General features: G+C 64.5%; 11 protein-coding genes. 10 read left to right on the top strand and 1 reads right to left on the bottom strand.

Features of this window, described 5'->3' with window-relative positions:
- The 6 genes from AS26_RS01025 to AS26_RS01000 form a co-directional block, all read left to right on the top strand.
- The coding region (locus AS26_RS01025; RefSeq protein WP_062305408.1) for a VOC family protein at positions 1-540 on the top strand (540 nt) is incomplete at its 5' end.
- Between the two features lie 38 nt (positions 541-578).
- A complete protein-coding gene (locus AS26_RS01020) occupies positions 579-1,232 on the top strand; it encodes a GntR family transcriptional regulator (protein ID WP_062305406.1) in 654 nt (217 codons plus the stop codon).
- A 93-nt stretch (positions 1,233-1,325) separates the two neighbouring features.
- Entirely contained in the window at positions 1,326-2,237 is a 912-nt protein-coding gene (locus tag AS26_RS01015; RefSeq protein ID WP_062305405.1) for a DUF6282 family protein, read from the top strand.
- 57 nt (positions 2,238-2,294) lie between these two features.
- Positions 2,295-3,011, top strand: coding sequence for a PIG-L deacetylase family protein (locus AS26_RS01010; protein WP_062305403.1), 717 nt, complete (start codon positions 2,295-2,297; stop codon positions 3,009-3,011).
- Positions 3,008-3,682, top strand: coding sequence for a 4-carboxy-4-hydroxy-2-oxoadipate aldolase/oxaloacetate decarboxylase (locus AS26_RS01005; protein ID WP_062305402.1), 675 nt, complete (start codon positions 3,008-3,010; stop codon positions 3,680-3,682). Before AS26_RS01010 ends, AS26_RS01005 begins: the two co-directional genes overlap by 4 nt.
- A 27-nt stretch (positions 3,683-3,709) precedes the next feature.
- The gene (locus tag AS26_RS01000; RefSeq protein WP_062305400.1) at positions 3,710-4,576 is read left to right on the top strand and encodes an NAD(P)-dependent oxidoreductase; all 867 of its coding nucleotides are present in this window, start codon (positions 3,710-3,712) and stop codon (positions 4,574-4,576) included.
- Between the two features lie 148 nt (positions 4,577-4,724).
- Here the strand turns inward: AS26_RS01000 and glpX are convergent, their stop codons facing one another.
- Complete coding sequence (gene glpX, locus AS26_RS00995) at positions 4,725-5,690, bottom strand: class II fructose-bisphosphatase (protein ID WP_062305399.1); 966 nt, start codon at positions 5,688-5,690, stop codon at positions 4,725-4,727.
- 307 nt (positions 5,691-5,997) lie between these two features.
- Between glpX and ppdK the strand changes: the two genes are divergently transcribed.
- The 4 genes from ppdK (at position 5,998) to AS26_RS00975 (ending at position 11,303) form a co-directional block, all read left to right on the top strand.
- Complete coding sequence (gene ppdK / locus AS26_RS00990; protein ID WP_062305397.1) at positions 5,998-8,685, top strand: pyruvate, phosphate dikinase; 2,688 nt, start codon at positions 5,998-6,000, stop codon at positions 8,683-8,685.
- Between the two features lie 40 nt (positions 8,686-8,725).
- On the top strand, positions 8,726-9,454 hold the full coding sequence (locus tag AS26_RS00985) for a helix-turn-helix transcriptional regulator (RefSeq protein WP_245629535.1): 729 nt from the start codon (positions 8,726-8,728) through the stop codon (positions 9,452-9,454).
- The gene (locus AS26_RS00980) at positions 9,433-10,299 is read left to right on the top strand and encodes a pyruvate, water dikinase regulatory protein (protein ID WP_062305396.1); all 867 of its coding nucleotides are present in this window, start codon (positions 9,433-9,435) and stop codon (positions 10,297-10,299) included. The genes AS26_RS00985 and AS26_RS00980 overlap by 22 nt, the downstream gene beginning before the upstream one ends.
- A gap of 113 nt (positions 10,300-10,412) precedes the next feature.
- Entirely contained in the window at positions 10,413-11,303 is an 891-nt protein-coding gene (locus AS26_RS00975) for a DMT family transporter (RefSeq protein WP_062305394.1), read from the top strand.
- Positions 11,304-11,310 lie beyond the last annotated feature (7 nt).

The raw sequence follows: 11,310 nt of genomic DNA, 5'->3' as shown, positions 1-11,310 counted from the left end.
CTGAAAAATCAGCCGCAGAAGTTGACGGGGCGCGGCGTGGGCGTCAAGACGCTCGATCACATCAACTTTTTGTCGTCGGACGCCGAGCGCGACGGCGATTTCGTGGAGTCGGTCCTCGGGCTCAAGCTCACGGAACAGATCCGTTTGGACAACGGCAAGCGGCCAGGCGTCTGGTACCGCGCCATGAACAAATCCTACGACGTCGTGTACACCCTGGATGCGACAGGCGCTCGGGGACGACTGCACCACATCGCCTTTCGCGTCGACACGAACGAGAGCATTTGGCGGGCTGCGGACCTGTTTGTCGATCACGGCGTGTTCATCGAATTTGCGCCCAGCAAGCACGCCATCAACCAGACCTACTTCGTGTACGTCTACGAGCCCGGCGGCAATCGCGTCGAGCTGTGCGCGGGCGGCTACCTCGTGCTCGCACCGGATTGGCGGCCCATCACCTGGACGGAAGCCGAGCGCGCTCGCGGCCAAGCGTGGGGCAACAAGACGGTGGAAAGCTTTCACCACTACGGCACGCCTGTGGTATAACTGTTCCAGATGACAAGTCGACCGGAGGCGGTGCCCACGTGGAAGTCTCAAGTCAGGGTTACACCGAAGACGAGTGTTACAGGCGCCTGCGCGACGCCATCATCGACGGCACGCTCATGCCGTCTCAGCGGCTTGTGGAAATGGATCTCGCGCGCTGGCTGGGCGCGAGTCGAGCCACGATTCGCACCGTCCTCGCTCGCCTGGAACAGGATGGCCTGGTGGAACGGGAGCGGTACCGCGGCGCCCGCGTTCGCCACGTCTCGCACGAGGAGGCGGTGGAAATTCTCGAGGTGCGCATGGCACTTGAATGCGTCATTGCGCGGTACGCGGCGCTCCGGGCGACGGATGAAGACGTGCAGCGGCTGGAGGATATTCTCTCCTGGATGCGGCACCAGTACGAGGGGAACGACCTGCTTTCCTATTCCGACGGCAACGCGAAACTCCATCGCACCATCGCCGACATCTCTCGCCACCAGACCGCCAGGCGATTGCTTGACACGCTGAATTCGCAAAGCGTTCGATACCAGTACCGCACCATCCTGGCGCCGAACCGGTCAGCCGCATCCATGGAAGAGCATGAGCGCATTGTGGACGCAATTCGCCGGCGCGATCCCGACGCGGCCGAACACGCCATGCGCGTTCATCTCAGCCACGTGTGCGACACGCTCCGCGGCATGCGCCAGGGATTTTGATGCGAGGGCTGGGCCTCGCGCGGTTGCGCCCATCGTTGTCGACTATTTTGTAGGACAATCATGAATGCCATTCGAGAGAAGGGACGCGAACGAATGACACAACGGGAGGACATCGTCTCGCTCCTCAGCGGCCTGTACGATCTGCACGTGCACGTATGGCCGGACCTTGTCGAACGAAGCATCGACGACGTGACGCTCGCTCGTCAATTCCGGGATCTCGGCTGGTCGGGCTTTGCGCTCAAGTCCCACTACTTTCCCACGGTGGAGCGCGCCAAAGTGGTGTCGAGCGCAGTGCCGGGCGTCGATGTGGTGGGCGCCGTGGTGTTGAATCACGCCGTGGGCGGCTTGAACCCCGTCGCGGTGGACATCGCCGGGCGCGCGGGAGCGCGCATCGTATGGCTGCCCACCGTCGACGCAGCCAACGAAAGCCCCGAGAAGCAGGCGGCCCGCGGACAATCGCATCTGCCGTTTTGGGCGCGCATCCAGGCAGAGGTGCGCGCTTCGGGCATCGGGCTCGCTCTCATCTCGGTTTGGGACGCCGAGGGTCGCTTTCGCCGCGATCTCGACCAATGCCTCGACCGCATTCGCCACTACGACATGGCACTCGCCACGGGACACCTCGCGCGCGACGAAATCTTCGCCGTGGTGAGGCGGGCTCGCGAACTCGGTGTGCAGAAGATCATCGTCACGCACGCCCTGTTTCCGTCCGAAGCGCTGTCCATTGAAGACCAGGTTCAGCTCGCCGAGGCGGGGGCGTACATCGAGCACTGTTACACCACGTTTGCCACAGGGAAATGCGACTGGGACGCGCTGTTCGAGGCCATCCGCGCGGTGGGCCCAGAGCGCACCCTTCTATCGACGGATTTGGGGCAGAAATCGAATCCGAGCATTGTGGACGGGATTGTGGATTTCACGTCGCGCCTGCTCGATGCCGGCATCTCTCCGGAAGCGGTGCGGACGATGTGGGTGGACAACCCGCGCAAGCTGCTTGGCTACCAAGTATGAGAGGTTCGTCGGCGAACGTCGCGAAAAACGCTGGTCATAAGGAGAAGAGGGAATACGATGCAGACAAAGGGAACGCTGATGGTCGTAAGCGCTCATGCGGCTGACTTCGTGTGGCGCGCCGGCGGTGCCATTGCATTGTACAGCAGCCGCGGTTGGAAGGTGCGCGTGCTGTGCTTGACCTATGGAGAGCGCGGGGAGTCGCAAAGCCTGTGGAAGGCGGGCAAGACGCTCGAAGAAATCAAACGCATTCGCCGGGAAGAGGCGGAGCGCGCAGCGGAGATCCTGGGCGCCGAAATCCGCTTCTTCGACGTCGGAGACTATCCCATCGACGTGACGCCGCAACTGCGGGACGAGCTGGTGCAAGAGATTCGCAAGCATCGCCCCGACATCCTCTTGTCGCACACGTTCGTCGATCCGTACAACGCCGATCACCCGCGCACCGCGGAACTCGTCCGCGAGGCAAGGATCCTCGCGCAGGCGCACGGATATCCGTCGGACGATCCACCCATCGGCGCTCCACAACTGTACGCTTTCGAGCCTCACCAGCCGGAGCAATGCCAGTTCCGGATCGATCTGTTGCTCGACATCACGCCCGTCTTCGACAAGAAGCGGCAGGCCATGGAGTGCATGCAGGCTCAGGAACACCTGTGGGCGTACTACACCGATGTGGCGAAACGCCGCGGCGTTCAGGCGGGACGAAACTCCGGACAGCCTATCGTGTACGCCGAGGCATATCAACGGGTGTTTCCCTCGGTCGGAGGTGAGTTCGTGTGAAGCCGGTCATTGTCACGCACGTGGAGCGGCCGGATCGCTCGCTTGTTGAACACCTTGGGCGCCACGCCGTGGCCACGCTGCACGAAGCCATGGGGCGGGAGGGGCTCATGCTGCCGTACATGCGGCCCATCTACCGCGGCGCGAAAGCGTTCGGCACGGCGGTGACCGTTCTCTGCCACCCGGGAGACAACCTGATGATCCACGCCAGCGTCGAGGTCTGCCAGCCCGGCGATGTGCTGGTGGTCACCACCACCTCGCCTTCGACCGATGGCATGTTCGGTGAGCTCCTCGCCACTTCGCTCAAAGCGCGCGGCGTGGCGGGGCTCGTCATCGAAGCTGGCGTGCGGGACGTCGCGGAGCTCGAAAACATGCGCTTTCCCGTCTGGTCTCGGGCGGTCTCGGCCCAGGGCACGGTCAAGGCCACGCCGGGCTGCGTCAACGTGCCCGTGGTGTGTGCCGGCGTCGCGGTTCGCCCCGGGGACGTCATCGTCGCCGACGCGGACGGCGTCGTCTGTGTGCCGAGGGAGCGCGCGGCCGAGGTGGCAAGCCGCGCCGACGCGCGCGTGGAAAGGGAGGAGGCTACGCGGGCTCGCCTCGCCGCCGGCGAGCTCGGGCTTGACATCTACGGCCTCCGCGAGAAGTTGAGCGATCTCGGTGTGACCTGGATTTGATCCCGGAGAAATAGGGTGAGAAGCGCCATGAGGCTTGGTTTGATCGGTTTCGGCGAAGCCGCGAGCGCCATCGCGCGAGGGCTCAAGCAGGCGGGATGGAGCTCGATGGCCGCCTATGACGCGGTGCAAGGCGATGCGATGAAGGCGAAAGCGCGCGATGCGGGCGTCGAATGGGCCACATCGCTCGACGAACTCGTGCGTCAGTCCGACATCGTGTGCTCCCTCGTGACGGCGGGCGTGGCGGTGGATGTCGCCAAGGCGGCCGCTTCCCACCTGCGGCCGGGCGCCCTCTATGCGGACTTCAACTCGTGTTCACCGGCGGTGAAGCGCGAGGTCGGAGACGTCATCAAGTCCGCGCAACCGGCTGCTCGCTACGCGGCCGTCGCCGTGATGTCCGCCGTCAAACCGCACGGGCACCGCGTGCCGCTGGTCGTCGACGGGGACGGCGCGCGCGCGTTGCAAGAAGCGCTCGCGCCATACGGCTGCCGCATCGAGGTGTTGGATGGCGAGGTGGGAGGCGCAGCCTTGCTCAAGATGTGCCGCTCGGCGGTGCTGAAGGGCCTGGAGGCGCTGTTCTTGGAGGCGCTGGCTGCGGCCGAGAGCCTTGGGGTGGCCGATCGCGTCCTCGATTCGCTCGACGCCTCGTTCCCCGAACACCACCTGCGCGACTTGGCCTGGTACCTTGTCGAGCGGAATCTCGCGCACGCCGAGCGGCGGGCGCACGAGCTCGGCGAGGTCGTCGACACGCTGCGCTCGCTCGGCATGGCGCCGCTCGTCGCGGAAGGGGGATATCGCCGCTTGCAGCACGCCGCGGCGGTTCGCGCCTCGTTGAACGACCCGCCCAAGGACGTTCGCCAATGGCTCCAAATGCTCGCGCGCGCCCATGGGATTTGAAGCGCGCACGCGCTCGGAGGGAGGCTCTCGGCGGCCTCCCACGATGCTCTCTCATGGATTCAAGCAAAGAAAATAGGCCGCCGTGTGGCGGCCTTTCAAGTTGGGAACGTGTGGAGAGGATGAAGCATCAACACGGACCTCGGACAGGTCACACCGTCTGCGCGAGCCGCAGCTCGAGCGGCCGATAATGCGTGGCATTGACGTGGCGGACCGTGCCCGTGCGCACCCGCATCACGACCGAGTGCGTGTGCAGGTAGTCGCCTTCGCGACGCACGCCCTCGAGCCAATCCCCGTCAGTGATGCCTGTCGCCGCGAAGATGGCGTCGTCATCCCCGGCGAGATCGGCGAGCGTCAGGGTCTTGGCGACGTCGAGGCCGAGTTGCTGGCAGCGCTCGCGCTGCTCGGGAGTCTGCGGCATCAATCGGCCCTGGAAGTCGCCGCCCAGGCAGCGAAGGGCGACCGCCGCGAGGACGCCTTCCGGCGCGCCACCCGAGCCGATGTACAGATCGGTGCCGCCGCGAGGCAGGGCCGTGGCGATGGCGCCCAGCACGTCGCCCGCGTTCAGCAGTTTAATCCGCACACCCAAGCGCCGGGCCACCTCGAGATGCGCTTTGTGGCGATCGCGCTCGAGCATGGCCACGGACAACTCCGACAGAGGTTTGCCGAGCGCTTCGGCGGCCTTCCGCAGGGTGGTCTCCAGCGGATCGTCGAGGGACAGGATGCCGCGCAGCCGAGGGCCGCACGCGAGCTTCTCCATGTACATGTCCGGGGCCTTCAACAAATGTCCTCGTGGGGCGATGGCCGCGACCGAAAGGGCGTTCGGAAGCATCTTGGCGACCATGGACGTGCCTTCGATGGGATCCACAGCCACGTCCACGCGCGGCCCGCGTCCTGTCCCGACCTCTTCTCCCTGCGCGAGCATGGGCGCTTCGTCCATCTCGCCTTCGCCAATGACCACCACGCCGCGGATGTTCACGGTGCGGAACATGTTGCGCATCGCTTCCGTGGCAGCGCCGTCCGCGCCGTCCGCATCACCTCGGCCGACCCACCTGCTCGCAGCGAGCGCGGCGGCTTCCGTGACGCGAACGAGTTCGAGAGCAAGCTCTCGATCCATCGGCGATCCCTCCTTCGTAACTCGGTAGGCTGCGATGGCCTTTCATCGCGCGGTGTTCGCGCGCGGCGACCTGTGTCGATTGGGGCGCGCAGACTCACCTTCAACGGAATTATGACATCACAATCCTGCTTTCGTCAATGCATTCACGAAAATTGTTGCGTCACAATTGGTTCTATGGTATGAACGAAGTACAGGAAGCGTGAATTGTGATGTATCACATGCTGAGCTCGCGGCAAGCGTATGGCGACGCAGATGCAAGCGCTTTGCCGGACGGGCGACACGCAGGGCGCGACAAGGGGGATGCAAGATGGCGCAGGTGAAGGATGTACAGCGCGATCAGGCGCTCACGACCCGTTGGGTTTACTCCTTCGATCAAGCGGATCCGAAAAACCGCAACCTTCTGGGTGGAAAGGGCGCCAACCTGGCGCAGATGGTGCAGTGGGGGTTTCCCGTACCTCCCGGTTTCACCATCACCACAGAGGCTTGCAACGAATACTGGGCGCGAGGTGGCAAGTTCCCCGAAGGGCTGATGGACGAGGTGGCGCTCGCCATCCTGCGGCTCGAGCGCACGGCCGGAAAGCGGTTCGGTGACGCGTTTCAGCCGCTTTTGGTCTCCGTGCGGTCGGGCGCGCCCGTATCGATGCCGGGCATGATGGATACCATTTTGAACCTCGGTCTCAATGACCTGACGGTTCGAGCGTTGGCGAACCAGTCGCAGGATCCCGCGTTTGCCTACGACTCCTATCGCCGCCTGATTCAGATGTTTGCGAACGTCGTGTTCAACGTGTCGCTGGAGCCCTTTGAGCACGCGCTCAGGGCGGCGAAGGCGAAGCACGGCGTGGAGCGAGACCGCGACTTGCCGCCCGACGCGTGGAAAGACCTTGTCGCGACGTATCTGAAGCTCTTTGCAGAGCACGTCGGACAGCCGTTCCCGCAGGATGTGAATGTGCAATTGGAACTCGCCATCGAGGCCGTGTTCCGCTCCTGGAACAGCCCGCGCGCAATTGTGTATCGGAAGGCCCACGGCATTCCGGAGACGCTCGGCACAGCGGTGAATGTGCAGGCCATGGTGTTTGGCAATATGGGCGACGACAGCGGCACCGGCGTCATTTTTACGCGCCATCCGTCGACGGGCGAACCCGTGTTGTTCGGCGAGTTCTTGTCGAATGCCCAGGGCGAGGATGTCGTCGCGGGCATTCGCACGCCCCAACCTATCGCCGATCTCGCCTACACCATGCCACACGTGTACGAGTCGCTCGTGGCGCTCGCGAAGCAACTGGAGACGCGCTTCCGGGACATGCAGGACGTCGAATTCACCGTGGAGCGGGGCAAGTTGTTCGTGCTTCAGACGCGAAGCGGGAAGCGCACGGCGCAGGCCGCCGTCCGCATCGCCATCGACATGCTGCACGAGGGCCTGATTCAGCCTGAAGAGGCGCTCCTCAGGGTGGATGCTCAGCATCTGCGCCAGCTTTTGCACCGCAGGCTGCAGGGAACGGATGCGCTGCCGGTGTTCGCGAAAGGGCTTCCGGCATCGCCAGGCGCGAGCGTGGGGCGCATTGTGCTGGATGCAGACACGGCGGTCGAGTGGGCGCAGCGCGGCGAAAAGGTCGTCCTCGTGCGGCCTGAGACGACCCCCGAGGACATCCACGGCGTGCTGGCGGCGGAAGGCGTTGTGACGACCCACGGGGGCATGACGAGCCACGCCGCGGTTGTGGCGCGCGGGATTGGCAAGCCGGCGGTCTGCGGCTGTGACGGGGTGCACATCGACTTCGAGGCGCGTCAGGTGGAATCCAACGGCATGGTGCTGAAGGAAGGGGACGTCATCTCGGTCGACGGCGGAACCGGGACGGTGTACGTCGGAGAGGCGCAGATGGAAGAAGCGAAAATGGCGGACGAGCTGAAAGAGCTCTTGTCCATCGCGGACGAGGTGCGGCGCCTCAGGGTCCGGGCCAACGCGGACACGCCAGAGGACGCGCGACGCGCGAGAGAGTTCGGCGCTGAAGGCATCGGCCTGTGCCGCACGGAGCACATGTTCCTGTCGCCGGATCGCGTGCCGCTCGTCCAGCGCATGATTTTGGCGACGACGTCGGCCGAGCGGCAGGCGGCCCTGTCCAAGCTGCTGCCGCTTCAGGTCTCGGATTTCACGGCGATCTTCGAAGCGATGGACGGTCTCCCGGTGACCATACGCCTGCTGGATCCTCCGCTGCACGAGTTTTTGCCTCGCGAGGAAGAGTTGGCCGAGAGGCTCCAGGCGCTCCGAGCACAGGGCGCGCCCGAGGACGAGATCGCCGAGACGGAACAGTTGCTCCGGCAAGCTCGGTATCTGCGCGAGGCCAATCCGATGATGGGGCTCCGCGGTTCTCGGTTGGGCATCGTGTACCCCGAGATCTACGACATGCAGATGGAGGCCATTATCACGGCGGCGGCGCAGGCGAAGCGCCGGGGCATCTCTGTCGGGCTGGAAGTGATGTTACCGCTCATCGGCTCGCCGAAGGAACTTCGCGTCTTACGCGAGCGCATGGAGGAGATCGCCAAGCGGACGATGGAGCGCGAGGGCGTCGAGATCGAATACCGCATTGGGACGATGATCGAGGTGCCGCGCGCCGCGCTCACGGCGGACCAAATTGCGGAGGATGCGCAGTTCTTCTCCTTCGGCACGAACGACCTGACGCAGATGACGTTTGCCTTCAGCCGAGACGACGCCGAGGGGAAATTCCTCAGCGTATACCTGGATCGAGAGATCTTGCCGTACAATCCGTTCGAGACGCTGGATACGGAGGGCGTCGGCAAGCTGATTCAATGGGCGGTCGAGGCGGGGCGCAAGCGCCGTCCTGATTTGAAGGCCGGCGTGTGCGGCGAACACGGGGGCGATCCGGCTTCAATCGCGTTCTGCGAGGACATCGGGCTCGACTACGTCAGTTGCTCTCCGTTCCGCATTCCGGTCGCGCGAATTGCCGCAGCGCAGGCGGCCGTGCGCAAACGCTTGACGGGTTGATGACGCAGCCACCCAGGGGGACAAATGGAGACAAGATGAGATGCGGATGTTGATGTACAATAGAGACGCACGCGATCCGATTCGCGGCCAGGCGGTCGAACACCCGCCTGGCCGCCTCTTGCTGGGGGAGAGGCCCATCGAACTCACACCTCGTCAGAAGGAAATCTTACGCCTGGTGCAGGCACACGAGCCCATAACTGGCGATCAGATCGCGGAAATGCTCGGCGTCAGCCGGCCCACGATTCGCGCGGATCTGTCTCTGCTCGTCATGCTGGGGCATCTTCACGCCAAACCGCGGGTGGGGTATTTTCTCGCGGAGCGGGCGGAGCCGGTCGCACCCGCCCCGTGGCGAGATCTGCGCGTGGGTGAGGTGCAATCCATCCCGGTGATCGTCCGCGAGACGACGACGGTCCACGACGCCGTCATCACGATGTTTCTGGAGGACGTGGGGGGGCTCATCGTCGCGGACGAAGAGGGGCGGCTGCAGGGCGTGGTCTCGCGAAAGGATTTTCTCAAATTTACCCTTGGAAATGCCAGCGCAACTTCGCTTCCCGTGGGCATGATCATGACCCGGTATCCGCACATCGAGACGGTGACGCCGGACGACCTGGTCATTGAGGCGGCGAAGCGGATGATCGAGTACAAAGTCGACAGCCTGCCCGTTGTCCAGTCGTCGAGCGAGGATGGCAAGCCGCCGATTGTGGTCGGACGGATCACCAAGACGACGCTGGCACGCCTGGTGGCAGAATGGGGGACCAACTGGCGATGACCGAATCGAACGTGCAGGACACGCGCACCATCTACATCTGTTCGGATTCGCTGGGAGACACTGCCGAGGCCGTGGTTCACGCCGTGATCCATCAGTTCGATATGCGGCGTGTCCAGATCGTCCGCTACGCGCAGGTGCGCACGGAGGACGAGATCCGCGAAGTCGTGGAAGCGGCGAAGCAGACCGGCGGCTTCATCGCGTACACCCTGGTGCAGCCCGAGTTGCGAGAGATGATGAAATTGGAGAGCATCCGGCTCGGCGTGCGCGTCGTCGACATCATGGGCCCGATGATGCAGGCCTTCATCGACACGTTTCACGACCACCCCAAGCAGAAGCCCGGGCTTCTTCACGTCTTGAACGAGGATTACTTCCGGCGTGTAGACGCCATCGAGTTCGCGGTCAAGGCGGACGACGGCCGGGACCCTCGGGCGCTCTTGCAGGCTGACGTCGTCCTCATCGGCGTGTCTAGGACGTCCAAGACGCCGGTGAGCATCTTCCTCGCTCACAAGGGCCTGCGCGTGGCCAACCTGCCGCTCGTGCCCGAAGTCAAGCCTCCCGCGGAGTTGTACCAGGTGCCGCGATCGCGCATTGTGGGCCTCACCATGGGCGTCGACCAGATGATGCGCATCCGCAGTCAGCGCCTCAAGCACATGGGCCTGCCCGTCCTCGCGCAATACGCGGACCGGAAGCGCATTGAGGAGGAGCTCCTGTACGCCGAATCGATTGTGCGCGATCTCGGCTGTCCCCTGATCGACGTCACGGACCGAGCCATCGAAGAAACGGCGCAGCGCATTCTCGAGCTCGTGGTGAAGGAGCCAGATAGGGAAGGGCATCGGCAGGCGTAGGCCACCGAGGTCTCTCGAAATTTCAGGGAAGAAACAAGAGATCTGATCTCTTCGCTCTCGTCGGCCTTTGCTGGGCCGCGCGAGCGCTTTGCCCGCGCAGGAAGGATGGAAGGATGCCTCGTTCTCAAGATGCGAGCGTCTGGGCGGCCCGCGGACTGCTCATCTTCGTCACGCTGGTCTGGGGCGCCACGTTCACGCTGACCAAAGAAGCGCTTGTGGTCTTGCCGGTGTACGCCTTTCTCTCCCTTCGCTTTGCCGCCGCGGCCCTCGCGACCCTGGCGCTGGCTTTCTTGCCGCGATATCGGAGTTCCGCGTGGAAGGATGCGCGCACATGGGCCGTCGGCGCGGCGGCCGGTATCCCGCTTGGCGCGAGCTTTCTCTTGCAGACCGAAGGACTCCGCACCATCACGCCGGGGCTCAGCGGGTTTCTCACGGGCTTGAACGTCGTGATTGTGCCCGTATTGACGAGCGCGCTCACCAAGCGACGGCCTGACGCCCGAACGTGGTGGGGCGCGACACTGGCGGGAGCCGGACTTCTTTGCATGTGCGTCGGCACGCCACTCGCCGGGAGATGGGAGGGCGTCGCGGAGACCATCTTGTGCGCATGGTGCATTGCGCTGCAGATAGCCGCCGTGGACCGGTGGGCGAAGGGGCTCGACGCGTTCGCCGTCGCCGCGGTGGAAGTCTGGGTCACGGCGCTGTTGGCGTGGGCCGCTGCTCTTGTCACCGGACAATGGGCGTCCGTCGTCGACGCGCGCGCGTGGATGGCGCCTGTCACGTGTACGGCCGTCCTCGTCAACGGCCTTCTCGGCACGGCCTTTGCGCTTTGGGCGCAGAATTGGGCTCAGGAGCGCCTGTCGTCCGCGCAAACCGCGGTCACGTTCGCGCTTGAACCCGTCTTCGCCGCCGCCATCGGCTGGTGGACGCTCGGCGAGCCCATGACGGGTCCGGAGATCCTCGGAGGGCTGCTCATCGTTGCGAGCATGGCGGTGGCGCCGGCGTGAGCGCCAC

The sequence above is a fragment of the Alicyclobacillus sendaiensis NBRC 100866 genome, assembly GCF_001552675.1.
Classification (GTDB): domain Bacteria; phylum Bacillota; class Bacilli; order Alicyclobacillales; family Alicyclobacillaceae; genus Alicyclobacillus; species Alicyclobacillus sendaiensis.
This window is presented reverse-complemented; position numbering and strand designations above follow the sequence as displayed.

Bases quoted from the DNA above. Each gene is read 5' to 3' on its own strand.
- AS26_RS01015 (WP_062305405.1), top strand. From the start codon at position 1,326: ATGACACAACGGGAGGACATCGTCTCGCTCCTCAGCGGCCTGTACGAT.
- AS26_RS01010 (WP_062305403.1), top strand. From the start codon at position 2,295: ATGCAGACAAAGGGAACGCTGATGGTCGTAAGCGCTCATGCGGCTGAC.
- AS26_RS01000 (WP_062305400.1), top strand. From the start codon at position 3,710: ATGAGGCTTGGTTTGATCGGTTTCGGCGAAGCCGCGAGCGCCATCGCG.
- glpX (WP_062305399.1), bottom strand. From the start codon at position 5,690: ATGGATCGAGAGCTTGCTCTCGAACTCGTTCGCGTCACGGAAGCCGCC.
- ppdK (WP_062305397.1), top strand. From the start codon at position 5,998: ATGGCGCAGGTGAAGGATGTACAGCGCGATCAGGCGCTCACGACCCGT.
- AS26_RS00985 (WP_245629535.1), top strand. From the start codon at position 8,726: ATGCGGATGTTGATGTACAATAGAGACGCACGCGATCCGATTCGCGGC.
- AS26_RS00980 (WP_062305396.1), top strand. From the start codon at position 9,433: ATGGGGGACCAACTGGCGATGACCGAATCGAACGTGCAGGACACGCGC.
- AS26_RS00975 (WP_062305394.1), top strand. From the start codon at position 10,413: ATGCCTCGTTCTCAAGATGCGAGCGTCTGGGCGGCCCGCGGACTGCTC.